The sequence below is a fragment of the Sinorhizobium mexicanum genome (assembly GCF_013488225.1).
GTDB classification, from domain to species: domain Bacteria; phylum Pseudomonadota; class Alphaproteobacteria; order Rhizobiales; family Rhizobiaceae; genus Sinorhizobium; species Sinorhizobium mexicanum.
Genome location: NZ_CP041238.1, coordinates 3,144,188 through 3,162,464, shown reverse-complemented (window position 1 = coordinate 3,162,464; position 18,277 = coordinate 3,144,188). Strand labels below are relative to the sequence as shown.

General features: G+C 61.5%; 19 protein-coding genes. 8 read left to right on the top strand and 11 right to left on the bottom strand.

Going from position 1 to position 18,277, the window contains the following annotated elements:
• Nucleotides 1-104 precede the first annotated feature (104 nt).
• The 3 genes from FKV68_RS14990 to FKV68_RS14980 are packed head-to-tail and all read left to right on the top strand — an operon-like array spanning nt 105 to nt 2,616.
• Complete coding sequence (locus tag FKV68_RS14990; RefSeq protein ID WP_180938592.1) at nt 105-728, top strand: DUF1285 domain-containing protein; 624 nt, start codon at nt 105-107, stop codon at nt 726-728.
• Nucleotides 725-1,357 carry a CoA pyrophosphatase gene (locus tag FKV68_RS14985; RefSeq protein WP_180938591.1) on the top strand — a complete coding sequence of 211 codons (633 nt, stop codon included), beginning with the start codon at nt 725-727 and terminating at the stop codon, nt 1,355-1,357. Before FKV68_RS14990 ends, FKV68_RS14985 begins: the two co-directional genes overlap by 4 nt.
• Nucleotides 1,354-2,616, top strand: a complete 1,263-nt coding sequence (locus FKV68_RS14980) for a CCA tRNA nucleotidyltransferase (RefSeq protein ID WP_180938590.1) — start codon at nt 1,354-1,356, stop codon at nt 2,614-2,616. The genes FKV68_RS14985 and FKV68_RS14980 overlap by 4 nt, the downstream gene beginning before the upstream one ends.
• A 45-nt stretch (nt 2,617-2,661) precedes the next feature.
• Here FKV68_RS14980 and FKV68_RS14975 read toward each other — a convergent pair whose 3' ends face one another.
• Nucleotides 2,662-2,847 carry a DUF1059 domain-containing protein gene (locus FKV68_RS14975; protein WP_173509582.1) on the bottom strand — a complete coding sequence of 62 codons (186 nt, stop codon included), beginning with the start codon at nt 2,845-2,847 and terminating at the stop codon, nt 2,662-2,664.
• Between the two features lie 252 nt (nt 2,848-3,099).
• Between FKV68_RS14975 and FKV68_RS14970 the strand changes: the two genes are divergently transcribed.
• Nucleotides 3,100-3,645, top strand: coding sequence for an adenine phosphoribosyltransferase (locus tag FKV68_RS14970; RefSeq protein ID WP_180938589.1), 546 nt, complete (start codon nt 3,100-3,102; stop codon nt 3,643-3,645).
• A gap of 130 nt (nt 3,646-3,775) precedes the next feature.
• Here FKV68_RS14970 and FKV68_RS14965 read toward each other — a convergent pair whose 3' ends face one another.
• The 3 genes from FKV68_RS14965 to ychF form a co-directional block, all read right to left on the bottom strand.
• Complete coding sequence (locus FKV68_RS14965; protein WP_180938588.1) at nt 3,776-4,246, bottom strand: MaoC family dehydratase; 471 nt, start codon at nt 4,244-4,246, stop codon at nt 3,776-3,778.
• Nucleotides 4,243-4,698, bottom strand: coding sequence for a MaoC family dehydratase (locus tag FKV68_RS14960; RefSeq protein ID WP_180938587.1), 456 nt, complete (start codon nt 4,696-4,698; stop codon nt 4,243-4,245). The genes FKV68_RS14965 and FKV68_RS14960 overlap by 4 nt, the downstream gene beginning before the upstream one ends.
• 103 nt (nt 4,699-4,801) lie before the next feature.
• Entirely contained in the window at nt 4,802-5,905 is a 1,104-nt protein-coding gene (gene ychF / locus FKV68_RS14955) for a redox-regulated ATPase YchF (RefSeq protein ID WP_180938586.1), read from the bottom strand.
• Nucleotides 5,906-6,190: 285 nt separating this feature from the next.
• On the opposite strand from ychF, the gene clpS reads away from it, so the two are divergent.
• Nucleotides 6,191-6,502, top strand: a complete 312-nt coding sequence (gene clpS, locus FKV68_RS14950; protein WP_180938585.1) for an ATP-dependent Clp protease adapter ClpS — start codon at nt 6,191-6,193, stop codon at nt 6,500-6,502.
• Between the two features lie 21 nt (nt 6,503-6,523).
• Here clpS and pth read toward each other — a convergent pair whose 3' ends face one another.
• The 5 genes from pth to FKV68_RS14925 all read right to left on the bottom strand — a co-directional run bounded on the left by pth (nt 6,524) and on the right by FKV68_RS14925 (nt 12,866).
• Nucleotides 6,524-7,243 (bottom strand): aminoacyl-tRNA hydrolase, encoded by a 720-nt coding sequence (gene pth / locus FKV68_RS14945; protein WP_180938584.1) that lies wholly within the window; start codon nt 7,241-7,243, stop codon nt 6,524-6,526.
• Nucleotides 7,244-7,362: 119 nt separating this feature from the next.
• Nucleotides 7,363-8,097 (bottom strand): substrate-binding periplasmic protein, encoded by a 735-nt coding sequence (locus tag FKV68_RS14940; RefSeq protein ID WP_180938583.1) that lies wholly within the window; start codon nt 8,095-8,097, stop codon nt 7,363-7,365.
• Between the two features lie 26 nt (nt 8,098-8,123).
• The gene (locus FKV68_RS14935) at nt 8,124-10,496 is read right to left on the bottom strand and encodes an EAL domain-containing protein (RefSeq protein ID WP_180938582.1); all 2,373 of its coding nucleotides are present in this window, start codon (nt 10,494-10,496) and stop codon (nt 8,124-8,126) included.
• A gap of 412 nt (nt 10,497-10,908) precedes the next feature.
• On the bottom strand, nt 10,909-11,526 hold the full coding sequence (locus FKV68_RS14930; RefSeq protein WP_180938581.1) for a 50S ribosomal protein L25/general stress protein Ctc: 618 nt from the start codon (nt 11,524-11,526) through the stop codon (nt 10,909-10,911).
• A 158-nt stretch (nt 11,527-11,684) separates the two neighbouring features.
• Nucleotides 11,685-12,866 carry a benzoate/H(+) symporter BenE family transporter gene (locus FKV68_RS14925; RefSeq protein ID WP_180938580.1) on the bottom strand — a complete coding sequence of 394 codons (1,182 nt, stop codon included), beginning with the start codon at nt 12,864-12,866 and terminating at the stop codon, nt 11,685-11,687.
• Nucleotides 12,867-13,173: 307 nt separating this feature from the next.
• Here FKV68_RS14925 and FKV68_RS14920 point away from each other — a divergent pair, with 307 nt between their 5' ends.
• From FKV68_RS14920 to FKV68_RS14910, 3 genes are all read left to right on the top strand, one after another.
• On the top strand, nt 13,174-14,130 hold the full coding sequence (locus tag FKV68_RS14920) for a helix-turn-helix domain-containing protein (RefSeq protein ID WP_180938579.1): 957 nt from the start codon (nt 13,174-13,176) through the stop codon (nt 14,128-14,130).
• Nucleotides 14,131-14,442: 312 nt separating this feature from the next.
• A complete protein-coding gene (gene adh, locus FKV68_RS14915; protein WP_180938578.1) occupies nt 14,443-15,951 on the top strand; it encodes an aldehyde dehydrogenase in 1,509 nt (502 codons plus the stop codon).
• Between the two features lie 96 nt (nt 15,952-16,047).
• Nucleotides 16,048-16,425: a DUF779 domain-containing protein gene (locus FKV68_RS14910; protein ID WP_425347591.1), complete on the top strand. Its 378-nt coding sequence runs from the start codon at nt 16,048-16,050 to the stop codon at nt 16,423-16,425.
• A 42-nt stretch (nt 16,426-16,467) separates the two neighbouring features.
• Here FKV68_RS14910 and FKV68_RS14905 read toward each other — a convergent pair whose 3' ends face one another.
• Together FKV68_RS14905 and FKV68_RS14900 are read right to left on the bottom strand one after the other, a co-directional pair.
• The gene (locus FKV68_RS14905) at nt 16,468-17,178 is read right to left on the bottom strand and encodes an NYN domain-containing protein (protein ID WP_180938576.1); all 711 of its coding nucleotides are present in this window, start codon (nt 17,176-17,178) and stop codon (nt 16,468-16,470) included.
• A gap of 107 nt (nt 17,179-17,285) precedes the next feature.
• Entirely contained in the window at nt 17,286-18,191 is a 906-nt protein-coding gene (locus FKV68_RS14900; protein WP_180938575.1) for a LysR family transcriptional regulator, read from the bottom strand.
• Nucleotides 18,192-18,277 lie beyond the last annotated feature (86 nt).

The window sequence follows — 18,277 nt, the reverse complement described above, 5'->3', positions numbered from 1 at the left end:
CAAACCACAGGCCGGAGCATCCCTGGCACGTTCATCTGAACGCGTTATGCTGCAGGAGCAAGATATGCTTCAGGAGCAAGATCGGGACCAAACGGGACGGAACGATGGCAGAAGCCAAGATTCAGCAAACGGGCGACGCGGCCGGCCTTGCCGCGCTGATTGCCCGCGCTGCCGGCGAAAGGGGCGGTGAAGCGCGCGGATTGCCGCCTGTCGACCGTTGGAATCCGCCGTTTTGCGGCGACATCGACATGGAAGTCCGTGGCGATGGAACGTGGTTCTACATGGGCACGCCGATCGGCCGCCAGCCGCTCGTCCGGCTGTTTTCCACTGTCCTGCGCAAGGACGAGGACGGCAAGACCTACCTTGTCACGCCAGTGGAAAAGGTCGGCATCCGCATCGCCGATGCTCCGTTCATCGCCGTGGAGATGCGCGTTACTGTCAAGGACGGCGAAAATGTCCTGACATTTCGCACCAATGTCGGCGACGTGGTGGAGGCAGGGCCGGAGCATCCCCTGCGCTTTGTCATTCAAGGCGAAAATCGCGAACTGAAACCCTACCTTCATGTGCGTGGGCGGCTTGAGGCGCTCGTATCGAGGCCCGTCATGTATGACATTGTCGAACTGGGCGAAACCGTCGAGATCGACGGCATCGACATGTTCTGCGTCAAATCGTCCGGCGCGATCTTTCCGATCATGCCGGCGGCCGAGCTGGAAGCCCTGTCGCAATGACAAATCATCCCTTTTCCGCCGATGAGTTTCGCCGCAGGGCGCTCGCCCAGACAGGTGGACCGATTGAGACGGCTTGGCGCGATCACGGCGACTTCCTCCTCAATCCGGGTATCGTGCCCTACCTCGAAACCCTGCATTTGAAGGACGCGGCCGTGCTTGTGCCGGTTGTCGACGACGGCGAAGACGCGAGCGTGATCTTTACCCAGCGGACATCGACGTTGCGCAAGCACTCTGGTCAGGTGGCCTTTCCGGGCGGGGTGGTCGATCCCGAGGACAAGTCCATCGAAGTTGCGGCGCTCCGCGAGGCGCAGGAGGAGATCGGTCTCGACCCTCGCTTCGTCGAGACGATCGGCCGTCTGCCGCACTATATGGCCATGTCGGGCTTCCGCATCACGCCGGTGCTCGCGGTCGTGCAGCCGGGATTCGAGCTCGCACCCAATCCGGAAGAGGTGGAAAGCGTGTTCGAAGTGCCGCTTTCTTTCTTGATGAACCCTGTCAACCATGGGCGCGGACGCAGCCATTGGCAGGGTGCGGAGCGGCAATTTTATCGCATGCCCTATGGCGAGCGGAATATCTGGGGCATTACGGCGGGGATCGTCCGCATGCTTTACGAAAGGCTTTATGCATGACCTCCGTTGCCGCTGAAGCGTGGTTTCAGGCTCCCTCGCTCCGGCGCGTTTTCGATACTCTGAACATAGACGGCGGCGAGGTGCGCGTCGTCGGCGGCGCGGTCCGCAACAGCCTCATGGGCCTGCCGGCGGGTGATGTCGACATGGCGACCACGTGGCGCCCGGAGGACGTTGCTGAGCGGGCGAGGGCAGCGGGTATCAAAGTGGTGCCGACCGGTGTCGATCATGGCACCGTCACCCTCGTCATCGATGGGACACCCTACGAAGTGACGACGCTGCGTCGCGACGTGGCAACCGACGGGCGCCGTGCCGAAGTGGCGTTCGGGACCGACTGGCGAGCGGATGCCGAGCGCCGTGACTTCACCATCAACGCCCTCTATGCGGACAGCAAAGGTCAGATAATCGACCATGTCGGCGGTCTTGCGGACATCGAGAGCCGTACGCTGCGTTTCATCGGCAATGCCGCCGAGCGCGTCAGGGAGGATTATCTGCGCATCCTGCGCTTCTTCCGCTTCTTCGCCTATTATGGCATCGGCCGCCCGGATGCGGACGGACTGAGAGCCTGCGCACAGGCGCGCGCAAAACTGTCCACGCTTTCGGCGGAACGGGTCTGGTCCGAAACGAAGAAGCTGCTTGCTGCCGATGATCCCGGGCGCGCGCTGCTCTGGATGCGCCAGACCGGCGTGCTCACCGAAATCCTGCCGGAGACGGAAAAATGGGGCATCGATGCCGTTCCCGGCCTCATTGCCGCCGAGAAGGTGTTCTCCTGGAAGCCGGATCCACTGCAGAGGCTGGCGGCGATCGTGCCTCCGGATGCGGAGCGGCTTCAGGCCATGGCCGTGCGGTTGCGTCTATCGAAGGCTGAGGCCGCCTATTTCGCGCGGTTTGCGAGTGCTCCGGTAGTTCCCGCGACGCTCGCGGATGCGGCTCTCGACCGCCAACTTTATCGCGCGGGCGCCGAGGGGATTACAACGCGCCTGCGGCTTGCCCTGGCATCTTCGCGTCGACTGTCCGAAAACGATCCGTCGCTTCTTGGCGAAACGGCGGCGTTTCAGGGGCTTCTGTCGCGTGCGGAGAAATGGCAGCGCCCGGTCTTTCCTTTGACGGGAGCCGATGTGCTGAAGGCGGGCGTTGCGGCCGGTCCCAAGGTCGGCGAAGCGCTATCTGAGCTCGAAAATTTCTGGATCGAGCGCAATTTCACTCCCACCCGGGCAGCGCTCGCAGCCCGGCTCGAATCGATGGTCTCAGACACCAGGTGACATTGTGGAGCGACTCGACCCAAATACGGCCTTGCCCCACTCCGGTCAGGCGGCCTTGCTTTCGTCGACGATCCGAACCTTGATGTTGTCGATCATGTTCTCGCGGATCGTCGTTTCGCCGTGAGTCACGCGCATGTGTTCCACAACACGACGGACGATTTCCGCATCATTGTCGGCGCGGGTGTGCCATTCACAACCCGGAACGAGCGAACCACATTCAAACAAGCGCATTGTGCTCCTCCTTCCTCTGCTGGCTCAAGGTCCAGTTATGCCCCAATTGCGTGCCTTGCAAAATTCGAGCGTAACATTAACACCGACGCCGCCAAATTGTTCCACCTGTCCTGCGGAGATTTTACCGGGGAAATGCGGTTCGCGGCGGAGAGCAGCTTTCTGACGGCAACGCGAAGAAACTTCTGTAGAATTGGACGTCGTTGATGTTATGGCTTTGCCTTTCCTTGAGACTCGCAGAGGCTGTTTTCCGTCATGACCGCGACCGTTCAATCGGAACTGATTTCCGCCATCCGGAGCATTCCGGATTACCCGAAGCCAGGCGTCATGTTTCGCGACATCACGACACTGCTTGGCAATCCGAGAGCTTTCCGGCGGGCAATCGACGAGCTCGTCCACCCCTATGCCGGAACCAAAATCGAGAAGATCGCCGGCATCGAGGCGCGCGGGTTTATTCTGGGCGGTGCGATCGCCCACCAGCTTTCGGCCGGCTTCGTGCCGATTCGAAAGAAGGGCAAGCTGCCGCACGATACCGTCCGCATCGCCTACAGCCTCGAATACGGCGTAGACGAGATGGAAATGCACAGGGATGCGATCCAGCCGGGCGAGAAGGTGATCCTGGTCGATGACCTTATCGCCACCGGTGGGACCGCCGAAGGCGCCGTCAGGCTTCTGCAGCAGATGGGAGCAGATATCGTGGCCGCCTGCTTCATCATCGATCTGCCAGAGCTCGGGGGGCGCAAGAAGCTCGAGGCCCTCGGCGTCAATGTCCGGACGCTGATCGAATTTGCGGGGCATTGAAGCGCTCAGCGAGCGCGACGCCTACCGCATATTTCTCTAAATCCGAGCCGCTTCAAGGATGAAAACATGCTGCAAATCAAGTGCTGCAGCGTCCTTTGCGCGCCCGATAAGACGCGCGGCGCTGCAGGCCTCAGGTGAATTCGATTACCTTGCTCTCGAACTGGATGACGGGTTCGCCGTGCTGGTTCTCGCCTTCGCAGAGAATGGTGTTGATACGCCATCCGGGTCTCGACGCGATGGTTCGCGCTTCGAGAAATGTGACCGCGTAGGTTATCGTGTCGCCGGCATAGACCGGCTTCAGCCACTTGAGTTCGCGGAAGCCGGGTGAGGGGCCCAGTTTCGGGGCATGCAGCCCCTCGGCTGCCAGACGCCGGATCTCATCCTTCCAGAACCGCACGAAACATTGCATCCAGCCGGCGCTCGTGTGCCACCCGGACGCGCAAAGGCCGCCGAAAAGCGAGTGCTTGGCCGCTTCCGCGTCGAGATGGAATGACTGCGGGTCGAAGTTGCGCGCGAAGCGGACGATGTCTTCCGCCGTGAATGTCAGGCTGCCGATCACGGTCTTTCGGCCTGCGGCGTAGATTTCCGCCAACGTCATCATAGGCGCTGCCCCCGATCTCGGCGGCGGAAGAGGACGGAGCATTCCGAAACCGCGATCGCTTCCCCCGACTGGTTGCTGATCTCGTTACGAAGCTTGACGATGCCGACGCTAGGTTTCGACTTCGACGGCCGGGCTTCGAGCACCAGGCTGAAGCCTGCAAGCACGTCGCCTGCGAGCACCGGCTTCCTCCAGTCCATGAAGTCGATGCCCGGCGAGCCTTGAGAGGAGGAATGGCCGAGAAAGGCGTCGATCATCATGCGCATGCCGATCGCGCTCGTGTGCCAGCCGGAGGCGGAAAGGCCGCCGAGAATACTGCGCTTGCCGGCCTCTTCATCCAGATGCATCGGCTGCGGGTCGAATTCGCTGGCAAAAGCGATAATGTCAGGCGCCTGCACGGCGACCGGCTGATAGTCGAAGCGCCGACCTGGCGTGAAGTCCTCGAAATAGAGCATGCCGGCCTCCCTCGCTGCCGGAGATGTGCTGCTATGCGGCTCTGCTTGATGTTTCCTTAAATCGAAGACAATTTAAGGACAGCTCTGCCGCACAGCCACCGCGTCAGGTGTTGAAGCGGAAATGGATGACGTCGCCGTCCTGGACGACGTACTCCTTGCCTTCGTCGCGCGCCTTGCCGGCTTCCTTCGCGCCGGTTTCGCCGCCGAGCGAAATATAGTCATCATAAGCGATCGTGTTCGCACGAATAAAGCCGCGCTCGAAATCCGTGTGGATAACGCCGGCGGCCTGCGGTGCCTTGGTGCCTCGTGGAATGGTCCACGCGCGTGTTTCCTTCGGGCCGACCGTGAAATAAGTGATGAGGTCGAGCAACTTGTAACCGGCGCGGATCAGGCGGTCGAGGCCTGCCTCCTCGAGGCCGAGTGCAGCAAGGAATTCCTTGGCCTCCTCCTCGGGCAGCTGTGCGACCTCCGATTCGATCGCGGCCGAGATGACGACGGCTTCCGCACCCTGGGCCTTCGCCATTTCGGCGACTGCGCGCGTGTGCTCATTGCCGGTGGCGGCGTCGCTTTCTGCGACGTTGCAGACGTAGAGCACCGGGTGGGAGGTGAGCAGATTGAGGCCCTGGAGAATGCGCAGTTCGTCCGCATCGAGCTTGGAAAGCAGGGTCCGTACCGGCTTGCCTTCCTGCAGGAGCTTCAGCGAGGCTTCCATTACGGGAAGCTGCGCCATCGAGTCCTTGTCCTTGCCAGCGGCGCGCTTGCGCGTCTGGTCAGTGCGCCGCTCCAGGCTTTCGAGATCGGCGAGCATCAGTTCGGTTTCGATCGTCTCGGCGTCGGCAACCGGGTGGATGCGGCCTTCCACGTGGGTGATGTCGTCGTCCTCGAAGCAGCGCAGAACATGGACCACGGCATCGACCTCGCGAATATTGGCGAGGAACTGGTTGCCGAGGCCTTCGCCCTTGGACGCGCCGCGCACGAGACCGGCGATGTCGACGAAGGAGATGCGCGTCGGGATGATTTCCTTCGATTTCGCGACATCGGCGAGCTTGCGCATGCGCGGATCCGGAACCGCGACTTCACCGGTGTTCGGCTCGATCGTGCAGAACGGATAGTTTGCCGCTTGCGCTGCCGCGGTCTTGGTGAGCGCATTGAAGAGTGTGGACTTGCCGACATTCGGCAGCCCAACGATACCGCATTTGAAGCCCATGGCTAAAACCTGTCTTTTCTCGGATTGCTTGGCGGTGGCTATGGGGTAAAGGAGAGGAGCGGTCAAGCTCTTCACGCGCTTCTGCAGCGCCGCGCGCCTCATCAGACGCGTAAAGGGCGCTATAATACTTTGAATTTCTGGACGTTTCCTTCTTTCGTGAACGAATGATGGAAACATCCAGTGGACCTTACCAGCCGGCTCTCCCTTGAATGCCGATGCCCGACACGCAATATTGTGGTGCGCGACGGTGATCGCCTCCTCATGTCATCAACGGGTGGATTTCCGATGAGTGACAATGATGTTGCCGCAAAACCCCAAACCAGATCGAAGCCCAAGCTGCAGCGGCCGAAGCTGTATAAGGTCATTCTGGTCAACGACGACTACACCCCACGCGAATTCGTGGTCATGGTGCTCAAGGCCGTGTTCCGCATGAGCGAGGAAACGGGTTATCGGGTGATGATGACGGCACACAAGCTCGGCACCTCGGTCGTCGTCGTTTGCGCCAGGGACATCGCCGAGACCAAGGCCAAGGAGGCGACCGATCTCGCCAAGGAAGCGGGCTATCCGCTGCTGTTCACGACCGAGCCGGAGGAGTAGGGTCGGTCGGTTTCGTCGTTCTCAATCCCCCTTCGAGCCGAACATCTTCTTCAGCATCTCGGCCATCGGGCCGGTCGTGGGAAGTTTTTTCGGCTGCGCGGCGTTGCGAGCTTGGTGAATGTGGGATTGCGCGGGCTGCTTCTTCGCCGCCTGCTGCCTTTCCTCGCTCGGCTTGGCGCCGGTCGCCAGCGCGATCTTGTTCATGAGCTGCGAATCCTCGCCCTTGACCAGCATATCCGCATTGTCGGCGATCGCGTCCAGAAGTGGCGAAAGCCAAGCCAGATCGGCCTTGGCAAAGTCGCCGAGCACATGGGCGTGCACCAGGTCCTTCACACCCGGGTGGCCGATGCCGAGGCGCAGTCGGCGGTATTCCTTGCCGCAGTGGGCGTCGATCGATTTGATGCCGTTGTGGCCTCCGTGGCCCCCGCCGGTCTTGATCCGTGCCTTGGCGGCAGGAAGGTCGAGTTCGTCGTAGATCACGACGATATCCTTCGGCGCGAGCTTGTAGAAGCGCATGGCCTCGCCCACCGCCTCTCCCGACAGGTTCATGAAGGTCTGCGGTTTCATCAGGAGCACGCGCTCGCCGGCGATCTCGCCCTCGGAAACTTCCGCCTTGAACTTCTTCGACCACAAGGCAAAGCTCGGGCGGCGCTGTATCGCGTCGACGGCCATGAAGCCGATATTGTGGCGGTTCCCGGCATATTTCGAACCCGGATTGCCAAGTCCCGCGATAATCAGCATGTCGCCATTACTCCCTGCGTTACGACCGCGTGCGGGGGAGCCGGGGCAAGGGGCGTCGCGCCTGTCCCGCTGGTCGTTAAATCAACCCAAAATCATCGCGGTCCGGGGAAAGTCAATCCTTATTTCGCCGCCTGCTCGATGCGATTCGGGCGCAGGCCGTAGCGCGCGAAGATCCGGTCCTGCGTGCCGTTGGCGATCAGGCCGTCGAGTTCGGCTTGCATGCGGGCAACTGTCTCATCGGGCATATCCTTATGGCAGGCGATGCCATATTGCTTGCCTTCCAGCACCAATGCCGCCTCGACCGGTATGCCATCGGCCCGCATGGTCTCGAAGGTCTTCTCCGACGTCATGAGCAGGTCGATGCGACCGGCGGCGAGCTTCTTCATGGTAGAGTCGAGATTGGCAGCATAGTCGATCTTATCGAAACCATGCGTCTTCAGATAGGCCGCGGAGAAGTCTTCGCGCTGCGTTCCGACGACGAACTCTTTGGCCTCATCGATCGTTTGCGGCGCGATCGCCGCACCCTTGCGTCGTACCATGATCATGTGATCGACGAGCAGCGGCTCGATCCACCTGAATTTCCTGTCTCGCTCTGCGTCGTGACCGGTAGTGAAGACGCAGTGAAAAGGCTGGCTTTCGGCAAGCGCAAAGGCGCGCGCCCAAGGCAGGACTTCGATATCGAAGGGGAGACCGACAGCCTGCATGATCAGCGCGACCTGTTCGACCGCTGCGCCATTCGCGCCGCTCGCGGTCGAGAAGTTGTAGGGCGGATACTCCTCGGTGACGAAATGGATCGTCTCGGCGTGAGCGGTAGTGGAAAGACCGAGCAGGAATGCCAGGATCAGATGCTTCACGCCCGTTTTCTCCTTTTCGAGCGGCGCTATGCCGGATTGGCCGCCTTGGCTTCGGATTCATTCTCCAGGAGGGCCAACATGCCGTCGATCGGCATGGGTCGGCTGAAGAGATAACCCTGCCCATTGTCCACGCCGAGCTTGCGCAGAAGCTGCCACTGCTCCTTCGTCTCGATGCCTTCGGCGACGACCGTACATCCCATCTGATGCGAAATGGTGCGAATGCCCTTGATGAGCATGCGGCTCTTGCGCCTGACGTCGGCGGTGCCGGAACTCAGCGAACGGGTGAAGGACTGGTCCACCTTGACGATATCGACAGGGAAGCGATTGAGGTAGCTCAAGGACGAGTAGCCGGTGCCGAAATCGTCAAGCGCGATGCGGCAGCCGAACTCGTTGAGTTGTTTCAGGACGGCGTGAACCTCGGGATTGTCCAGCATCAGTACCGCCTCTGTGATCTCGATGACGATCCTCTGCGGCGAAATGTGGTGCTTGAGCAGCAACGCAGCCAGCTTGTGGGGTAAGGTCAGCTCGAACTGCAAAGGCGAGAAGTTGACCGCCAGATAGGTATTCTGCGTTCCATCCAGCTTAGAGATCGCGGCGAGGTGGCGAATCGCCTTGTCGAGCACGCGGTCGCCGATGCGGCCGATCGTGCCTGTCTCCTCGGCAATCCCGATGATCTTGCCGGGCGGCATCAGCCCCTTTTCCGGATGATCGAGGCGCATCAGCGCCTCGAAACCGACAATCTGGCCGTCGCCGAGGCCGACGATCGGCTGCAACCAGGCCTCGAACCAATCCTCCCTCAGGCCGGTTTCGATGTATTGCTCGATCTCGTGGCGCTCGCGTGCGGTGTCGAGCATGCTCGCGTCGAAAACCCGCAAGCCGTTCTTGCCGTCGCGCTTGCGCGCATACATCGCCATATCCGCCTTCAAGAGAAGGTCCGAGGCGCTTGCCGCATGCGTCGGATAGACCGAAACGCCGACACTCGCGCTGACCGACAGTTCGTTGCCGCCAATCGCCATCGGTTCGCGCAGCGCCGCGCAGATGCGCTCGGCAATCTCATAGGCGAGGGCGGCGACATCCGTTGCCGCGACGAGAATGGCGAATTCGTCGCCGCCGAGCCTCGACATCACGTCATCCGCGCCAAGCGTCGTGCGGATCAGTTCGACCGTCCGGCGCAAGACGGCGTCACCGGCGGCGTGGCCGAAATTGTCGTTGATCCATTTGAAGCGGTCGAGGTCGATGAACAGGCAGGCAAGCTGCATGCCGCATTCGTCGGCGCTGCGGATCGCGTCGTCGAGCGCGCTTTCGAAACCCTGGCGATTGAGCAGCCCGGTCAGGTGATCGGTGATCGCCTGGGCATGGTTGCGGCTTTCCGCCTGCTTGAGCGCCGTGACATCGGTCATGACGGACAGCGAAAGATCGCCGCCATGGGCCATTTCCGATTCCAGGATCAGGACGGTCATGAATTCGCCGTCGGCCTTGCGGAAGGGCAGCGTTACTTCGCTGATATCGTCATTGTCGACCGCGGTCGTCTTTGCGCGATGGCGATAGGCTTCGTGCCACAACGGATCGATGAAATCGGTGAAGTTGCGGCCGATGACCTCTTCGCGGGCGTAGCCCGTCGCAAGCAACCAGTAATCGCTGACGGCGCTCAGCCTGTTTGCAGCGTCGAGCGAGAAAAGCATGGCCGGCGTGAGATTGTAGGTTTCGGTCGCGCGATGGTGGGCGATCTTGAGTTCGCTTTCCTCGCGCTCGAGGCGATCCTGCATCTCGTTGAAGTTCGCCGCGAGCGTGCCCATCTCGTCGTCCGAAGTCCAGTCGACCCGGTGGCGGGATCCGAGCCGCCTTGTCGCCTCGATCGCCGCGGTCAGCCGCATCAGCGGGCGGATGACCGTGAAACGATTGCCGACGAGGGCCGCCGCAAAGACGATCGCGACCGCAAAAAGAAGAATGGCGAGGACGGTCCATTCATCCTTGCTGAAACGCGAAAGGATGCCAGGCGTCGGGACGACGACCTCGAGCGTGCCGATTTCTTTGACGCCCTCGACACTCTCAAAGGCGATGGCGGTCTTCAAGGAGCGGCTTGCGGTGGTGCCGCCGATGCCGGCCCGCGGCAATTGAGCAAGGATATTTCCACCCGCATCGCGAATGGCGACGGCCCTGATATCGGTGGCGTTCATCAGCGAGCGGGCGATCCGGTCGATGCCCTGCTGGTCGAAATCCCAGATCGGCTTGCCGAGCGCTTCGCCGCTCGCCTCCATCAAAAGCTCGACGTTCTGCAGGCGCTCTCGCGCGACGCGTTCGCTGGAGATGGTGAGAAAGAGTGCGAGCAACGGTGCGACGAATACAAACATCGCGCCGCCGATGATCGCAACAAACCGGTTTTCCACCGAGTGCATCATCGCATGCCCCGCTCGGCAGTCGTTGCCATTTGATTCATTGCTAATTCTCTTGGACTGCCACCAATGTCTCCCCGCCGGCAGGACATCATCAAAACCTTAAATGTTGCTGAAGTTGCACGCCGAGATTTCATGAGCGTGCCGACAAGACGCGGTGCTTGCATTAGCGGATGATGATTCCTGGAAAAAGCCAAGTCCTGACGGCCTGAAGTCGGACGGCCTGAAGTCTGGCGGGAAATGAAAAACCCGCCCCATGCGACATGGAGCGGGTTTGTTTTGTCAGCCGTCACTGTATGATTCCTTAAATCGGGATCGATCTAAGGACGAAATCATGCAGCACTTCAAGTGCTACAGCGACCTTTGCGCGTCCGCTGGACGCGCGGCGCTGTAGCGCTGGCGAGATGCGAAACGCAGATTATTCTTCTGCTTCGCCCTCGGCCTCTTCTGCTGCTTCTTCTTCGGTTTCCATCACGCGGCCGGCGATCGTGGCAACCGTGAAGTCGCGATCAGCGATAACCGGGGTCGCGCCTGCCGGAAGCTTGATGTCCGAGATGTGGACGGTGTCGCCGATGTTCAGGCCGGTGAGGTCAACGGTCAGGAACTCCGGAATGCTGTCGGCGGAAACGTTCAGTTCGACTTCGTGGCGAACGATGTTCAGGGCACCGCCGCGCTTGAGACCCGGGGACTTCTCTTCATTTTCGAAGTGAACCGGGACCTGAACGGAAACCTGGCTGTCCTTCGAGACGCGCAGGAAGTCGACGTGCATGGTGAAGTCGCGGACCGGATCGAGCTGATAGTCCTTCGGCAGGACGCGAATCTTCTCGCCGTTGACGTCGATGATCGCGACGGTGGTCATGAAACCGCCGGCGTGGATCTTCATCGTCACGTCCTTGGTGGAGAGCGCGATGGAAAGGGGGGCCTGCTTGTCACCATAGATGACAGCCGGGATAAGACCGTTGCGGCGAAGTTCACGGGAGGACCCCTTACCAACCCGTTCGCGCGTCTCGGCCTTGAGCTCGTAAGTCTGGCTCATGGGTAGACCTTTCTGGTTATTTGGAGAGTTCGTCCGTCAAAGAAGCGGAAGAACTTGAAGCTGGCTGGCAGCTTCATCCGCGTTGCCTCCAAGGGTGTCTGCGCGGACGCGGGGTGCATAACCGAGAACGGGCGGAAATGCAAGGCGGGCGCCCCAGTTCATGCCCTTCGCTTGGTAAACCGGGCGAGCGCGAGCATGAGGCCACCGGCGATCAGACCCCAGAAGGCCCCAGAGACGCCGGCGAAGCTGACGCCTGATGCGGTTACCAGGAAGGTTATTGCGGCGGCTTCGCGCGTCTGAGCTTCGCTGAAAGCCGCCATGGCCGAGCTTGCAAAGGCACCGATGAGCGCCACTCCGGCGACTGCCTCGATCAGCACCGGGGGCGCGAGACTGACGAAGGTGGTAACGGTGCCGGCTAGCAGGCCGAAGACGATATAGGCAATGCCGGCATTGATCGCCGACCAGTAGCGCCGCGCGCGGTCGGGGTGGGAATCAACACCGGCGCACATGGCCGCGGTAATCGCCGCCAGATTGACGGCATGGCCGCCGAAGGGTGCGCTCAGCACCGAAAAGAGGCCGGTCGTTGCAAAGAGCGGCCCGGGATTCGGGTGGTAGTCGTTGACCTTCAGAACGGCGATCCCGGGAATGTTCTGCGATGCCATCGTCACGATGAAGAGCGGCAGGGCGATGCTGACCATGGCGGCCGTGTTGAAGACCGGGAAGATGAACTCGGCTTGGGGGATTAGCGCCGAGGAAAGCCTTGCAAGGATGCCATCGGGCATTTCGATGCCGAAGGCGATGACGAGAGCGAAGGCGAGGAGGGCGGCCGGGACGGCGTAGAGCTTATTGATGCTGCCGACCAGAGCCCAGGCGAGAACGATCGGCAGGCCGAAGAGGGGGTTGAAGGCGATCGCCTTGACCGGTGCGAAGCACAGGCCAATGAGCACGCCGGCAAGCATCGCGTTCGCCAAAGCCGAGGGGATCGAGGAAACCATCCTGCCGAGCGGCTTCCAAAGCCCGGCGATGACGATCAGCAGGCCGCAAACGAGAAAGGCGCCGACCGCTGCATTGAAACCGCCCTCGACGGCGGTCGAGCTTGCGAGCAATGCGGCGCCAGGAGTCGACCACGCGACGCTGATCGGCAGCCGCGTCACACTGCTGATGACAATTGCACACACCCCCATCGAAATCGACAGAGCCATCAGGCCGGAGGCGGCCTGGGCTTCCGTTGCGCCCACGCCGGCAAGTCCGTTCAGGATGACGGCGAAAGAGCTCGCAAAACCGACAAAGGCGATCAGCAGACCCATGAAAAGGCTTTGAAGCGAAAAGTCGCGAAGCATGGCGAAAGACCGGATGTTGCGGGGGCGGGGGGCGTGAAATGACCATCGAGTAGCATATCCCACTGCCCAATTTAAGGATAAAAACATGCGACAATTCAAAGTGCTACAGCGTTCTTCTGCGCGTCTGAAAACACGCGGCCTCGTGGGCTATGGCGCTTGCTGCATCCCCGAAGGCGCTTGACGGCGCGACCTTCGTCTGGCTGGACCGGCCGCGCAATCGATGCCTATAGTGCAGCCGCTGCGGGTATGCCGAGCGGGAAATCGGCAGACCTGTCAGCGCCGGAGGACGCTTTTAGGGAGGGAGCGGATGCCTGCTGTCAGGGATCATTCCGAACACGTCTACAGGATCGCGCATCAATCGTCGGCTGCGGCGAGTTCGCCGGTCGCGGCATCGTGGCGCCGCTGCGTGACGCTGCATGGACTGGCGCCGGAGGAGGTCCGTTCGCCCTGGCGGCTTACGGATGACGAATTCCGGCAGGCGCACGAGCGCTCCGGCGTGTTGGTCGCGGAGGCGGTCGCAGAACTCGACCGGCTGTTCGCAGTCATTGGTAGGGCCGGCTGCTGCCTTCTGTTGACCGACGACAAGGGCGTTGCGCTCGAACGCCGCGGGGCGGCCGGCGACGATATCGAATTTCGCGATGTCGGCCTGTGGTCGGGAACCGTGTGGAGCGAGGCGAGCGTCGGCACAAATGGCATCGGCACGGCCATCGCGGACGAGCGCGCGGTCATCATCCAACGCGACCAGCATTTCCTGAGCCGCAATATCGGCCTGAGTTGCGCGACGGCGCCGATCCGGGACGAGGCGGGGCGGCTTGCCGGGGCGATCGACATTTCCACCTGCCGCGACGACGCATCCGAGGCAACAGTGTCGATCCTTTCCCAGGCCGTGCGCGACGCCGCCTCCCGCATCGAGGCCAATCTGTTCCGGCGGGCTTATGCCGGGGCCCGCATCGTCCTCGTACCGATGGACAGGGCAGGGCCGGCATTGCTTGCGGTCGACCGCGACGATCTGGTGCTTGGCGCGACCCGCGCCGCGCGGCAGCGGCTCGGCCTCGACGACAGGCGGATTGCAGCGGGCGTTCCCGCTGCCGACCTGCTCCAGGAAGAACCGCCCGGCGACGGCGGCGAATTGCCGGACGCCGAGCGGGCGGCGCTGCGTCGCGTGCTGTCGCGTGCCAATGGCAACGTCTCGATGGCAGCTGACCTTCTCGGCATCAGCCGCGCCACGCTCTACCGCAAGATGAAGCGGCTTTCGCTGAACTGAGCTGCGCAAATCCACGAAAAGCCCCTCACCCTAACCCTCTCCCCGCGTGCGGGGAGAGGGGACTGGCAGTTTGCCGCTTGTCCCTTCGCCCCGCCTGCGGGGAGAAGGTCGCGGCAGCGGGATGAGGGGCGGACGAGCCAAAAAATCGTTCAGTTCCGACCGATGCTGCGCTGCAGCACGCTGCAGCCAGCCGGCCTGTCTCAGTTCTGAAACAGATGGCGCTGCCGAGTGCCGCGGCTCTCTATCGCGGTTCGATATTCGGCTGCACCCTTCCTCGTACAGCAAAGGACTGCTGTTTACAGGGAGGAAGCCATGCTGCACCAGAAGATCGTCGAGAACCCGTACAAGCAGAAATATGGAAACTTCATTGGCGGCGAATGGCGGGAGCCGATTGCGGGCCGCTATTTCGACAACACGACGCCGGTCACCGGCGGCACGCTGTGCCAGATCGCCCGTTCCGATGCCGCCGATATCGAAGCCGCGCTCGACGCGGCGCATGCGGCGCGAGAAAAATGGGGGCGGACGTCGACGACGGAGCGCTCCAACATCCTGATAAAGATCGCCGACCGTATGGAGGCCAACCTTGAGCTTCTGGCGCGGGCGGAAACCTTCGACAACGGCAAGCCGATCCGCGAGACCATGGCTGCCGACATTCCGCTGGCGATCGATCATTTCCGTTATTTCGCCGCTTGCATCCGCGCCCAGGAAGGCTCGATCGGCGAGATCGACCACGACACGGTCGCCTATCATTTCCACGAGCCGCTCGGGGTCGTCGGTCAGATCATTCCCTGGAACTTTCCGATCCTGATGGCCGCATGGAAGCTCGCCCCGGCACTTGCTGCCGGCAACTGCGTGGTGCTGAAGCCGGCCGAGCAGACGCCTGCCTCCATTCTCGTCTGGGCGGAACTCGTTGGCGACCTCCTGCCGCCGGGCGTGCTGAACATCGTCAACGGCTTCGGCCTTGAAGCGGGCAAGCCACTTGCCACCAGCCCGCGCATCGCCAAGATTGCCTTCACCGGCGAGACGACGACCGGGCGGCTGATCATGCAATATGCCAGCCAGAACCTCATACCGGTGACGCTCGAGCTCGGCGGCAAGTCGCCGAACATCTTCTTCGCCGATGTGCTTAACGAGGATGACGACTATTTCGACAAGGCACTCGAGGGCTTTGCGATGTTCGCGCTCAATCAGGGCGAGGTCTGCACCTGCCCGAGCCGCGCGCTGATCCAGGAAAGCATCTATGACCGCTTCATGGAACGGGCGCTGAAGCGGGTCGAGGCGATCCGCCAGGGCAACCCGCTCGACCAAGCGACCATGATTGGCGCGCAGGCGTCGAGCGAGCAGCTCGAAAAGATCCTCTCCTATATCGACATCGGCAAGCAGGAGGGGGCCGAGGTACTGACCGGCGGTGGACGCAACGTGCTCGAAGGCGAGCTTTCCGAGGGCTACTACGTCAAGCCGACGGTGTTCCGCGGCCATAACAAGATGCGTATCTTCCAGGAGGAGATCTTCGGCCCTGTGGTTTCGGTGACGACCTTCAAGACCGAGGCTGAGGCGCTGGAGATCGCCAACGATACGCTTTACGGCCTCGGTGCCGGTGTGTGGAGCCGGGATGCCAACCGCTGCTATCGCTTCGGCCGTGAGATCCAGGCCGGCCGCGTCTGGACCAATTGCTACCACGCCTATCCCGCGCATGCCGCTTTCGGTGGCTACAAGCAGTCCGGCATCGGCCGCGAGACGCACAAGATGATGCTCGACCACTACCAGCAGACCAAGAACATGCTGGTGAGCTACAGCCCGAAGGCGCTCGGTTTCTTCTGATCCTCATTGTTCGATCCCGGCGGCGATCGCCGGTGATCCTCCCGGCGGGCTCCCGATATTCATCGGGGGCCTGTCGGTCATGCGGGAAGGGAGGAAATGATGACGGAAACGAATGGCGAGCCGCGCGTGCTCGCGACCGATGCGGCGATCGAACTCATCCGCGAAATCCGGCGCGACCATCCCGACATTCTCTTTCACCAGTCGGGTGGTTGCTGCGACGGCTCGTCGCCGATGTGTTATCCGGCGGACGAGTACATCGTCGGCGACAATGACGTGAAGCTCGGCGAAATTGATGGTGTGCCGGTCTATATCAGCGCCAGCCAGTATGAAGTCTGGAAGCACACGCAACTGATCATCGATGTGGTGCCGGGCAGGGGCGGGATGTTCTCGCTCGACAATGGCCGGGAGAAGCGTTTCCTCACTCGGTCGCGGCTTTTCGGTGGAGGGGAGGTTTGCACCTTACCGCGGCCATAGCTGAGTGCCGGCCATCCGTCTGAGATCGGGAGGAACTGGTAGCTATTTCCGCTTCACTTGGATGAAGCTACCACCGTTCGACTTAATACGATTGCACTCGAGGGACGGAATACTCTCCATTAGCGTACTGAGGTTGCTGAATCCGTGATTTCGGGAGTCGAAATCCGGCATGCGTTTGTTGAGCACGCTGCCAACTTCACCAAGATGAGCCCAGCCGTCTTCGCCCAACGTGTCGTCAACTGCAGCCAGGATTTCCTTCAAAGGCAGTTTGGCAGGCTTGCCGGAGTCGGCCTTTGCACCTTCCTCAAGAAGGAGGTCGCAATAAAAGAAGCGGTCGCAAGATTTCACATAGGGGTTGGTCGCCTTCTTCTCCCCAAAGCCGTAAACGGACACACCATCCTCCCGGATTCGGCTTGCAAGAGAGGTGAAATCGCTGTCGCTCGATGCAATGCAGAAGCCGTCGACTTGCCCGCGATGCAGTATGTCCATTGCGTCGATCGCCAGCTTTAAATCGGTGGCGTTCTTGCTCTTTGCGGCTGGTGCGACGTGGACCGGCAAGAGCGCAAATTCATGGACAAGCGGCTGCCAGGCTTTCATCGCGGCACTGCCAAAATGTCCGTAAACGCGCTTGATGAAAACAGTGCCGATGGCTGATGCTTCGCGAATGATAAGCGGCAGAAAATTGGAGCGAATATTATCGGCATCTATCAATATCGCGAGTCGATCGCGCTGCCTTGGAGAGCCAATTCCCATTTTTGCATACGCCTATACTAAATTTCTGAAATTAGATCGAACTATGCGGCGCACGCCTCAGGATTGTCAATCTGCGCGGACTTTAGGCTTGGTTGTGGACGCGGCCGTTATTTCCGCTCGCGCCCGATCTTGGCCGCCAGGTCGAGAAATGCCCGCAGTTTGGGCTGGGTCTGGGCCTTGGCGGGGAAATAGATGAAAAGACCCGGTGACGTCGGAAGATACGCCTCCAGCACGCGTTCGAGACGCCCCGCTGCGACTGCCTCGCGGACTGATGGCTCGGGCAGGTAGGCTAGCCCCATCCCGGCTTCGGCCAGTTCGATAAGCAGCAGGAAGTCGTTGACGATCAGGCCGCCCGGGACGTCGACGGAGAATTCGCGGCCCTCGCGCTCGAACTCCCAGCGATAGATCGTGCCCGACGTGGGGTAACGGTAGCGGATCGCCTCGTGCCGCGTCAGTTCCTCCGGCGTTGCCGGGCGTCCCCGTTTGGCGAAATAGGACGGTGCGCCGACGACGGCCCAGGCGATGTCGGGCGTCAGCCTGACGGCGACCATATCCTTTTCGACGGCCTCGCCGATGCGGATGCCGGCATCGAAGCCGCGTTCGGTGATATCGATCGCCGCGTCATCGATCGAGATTTCCACGGACACGTCCGGATAGGCCTGCCGAAAGCGCGGCAGCAAAGGCGTCAGCACGAGCGGGATCGCCATGCGCGGGACGGTCAGGCGGAGGTTGCCGATCGGCCGGTCGCGAAAACCGCCAAGCAGGTCATGGGCTTCGGCGATCTCGGATGCCGCCGGGCGCACGCGCAGCAGGAATGCGCTGCCCGCCTCCGTGAGGGCCACGCGGCGCGTGGTGCGAACGAAGAGCTGAACGCCGAGCCTGCTCTCGAGCGCCTTGATCGCTTGGCTGACGGCATTCGGCGTAACGCCGAGCGCAGCCGCTGCGGCGGTGAAGCTGCGATGCTCCGCCACCGCCAGAAATTCCGTCAAACCGTTGAAGGGGTCGACTGCCACGGTCGCGCCATTATGAAGTTATTCTTCATAACCTTTATAGTGACATCCTGTTTTTCGCAATAATCCGTTTTGGCATGATCATCGCC

Coding starts and splice junctions, on each gene's coding strand:
- FKV68_RS14990 (WP_180938592.1), top strand. CDS start 105: ATGGCAGAAGCCAAGATTCAGCAAACGGGCGACGCGGCCGGCCTTGCC.
- FKV68_RS14935 (WP_180938582.1), bottom strand. CDS start 10,496: ATGATGCACTCGGTGGAAAACCGGTTTGTTGCGATCATCGGCGGCGCG.
- FKV68_RS14970 (WP_180938589.1), top strand. CDS start 3,100: ATGACCGCGACCGTTCAATCGGAACTGATTTCCGCCATCCGGAGCATT.
- FKV68_RS14905 (WP_180938576.1), bottom strand. CDS start 17,178: ATGGGAATTGGCTCTCCAAGGCAGCGCGATCGACTCGCGATATTGATA.
- pth (WP_180938584.1), bottom strand. CDS start 7,243: ATGCTGATTATCGCGGGACTTGGCAATCCGGGTTCGAAATATGCCGGG.
- FKV68_RS14925 (WP_180938580.1), bottom strand. CDS start 12,866: ATGCTTCGCGACTTTTCGCTTCAAAGCCTTTTCATGGGTCTGCTGATC.
- FKV68_RS14980 (WP_180938590.1), top strand. CDS start 1,354: ATGACCTCCGTTGCCGCTGAAGCGTGGTTTCAGGCTCCCTCGCTCCGG.
- FKV68_RS14930 (WP_180938581.1), bottom strand. CDS start 11,526: ATGAGCCAGACTTACGAGCTCAAGGCCGAGACGCGCGAACGGGTTGGT.
- ychF (WP_180938586.1), bottom strand. CDS start 5,905: ATGGGCTTCAAATGCGGTATCGTTGGGCTGCCGAATGTCGGCAAGTCC.
- FKV68_RS14920 (WP_180938579.1), top strand. CDS start 13,174: ATGCCTGCTGTCAGGGATCATTCCGAACACGTCTACAGGATCGCGCAT.
- FKV68_RS14960 (WP_180938587.1), bottom strand. CDS start 4,698: ATGCTCTATTTCGAGGACTTCACGCCAGGTCGGCGCTTCGACTATCAG.
- FKV68_RS14985 (WP_180938591.1), top strand. CDS start 725: ATGACAAATCATCCCTTTTCCGCCGATGAGTTTCGCCGCAGGGCGCTC.
- clpS (WP_180938585.1), top strand. CDS start 6,191: ATGAGTGACAATGATGTTGCCGCAAAACCCCAAACCAGATCGAAGCCC.
- FKV68_RS14965 (WP_180938588.1), bottom strand. CDS start 4,246: ATGATGACGTTGGCGGAAATCTACGCCGCAGGCCGAAAGACCGTGATC.
- adh (WP_180938578.1), top strand. CDS start 14,443: ATGCTGCACCAGAAGATCGTCGAGAACCCGTACAAGCAGAAATATGGA.
- FKV68_RS14975 (WP_173509582.1), bottom strand. CDS start 2,847: ATGCGCTTGTTTGAATGTGGTTCGCTCGTTCCGGGTTGTGAATGGCAC.
- FKV68_RS14910 (WP_425347591.1), top strand. CDS start 16,048: ATGATGACGGAAACGAATGGCGAGCCGCGCGTGCTCGCGACCGATGCG.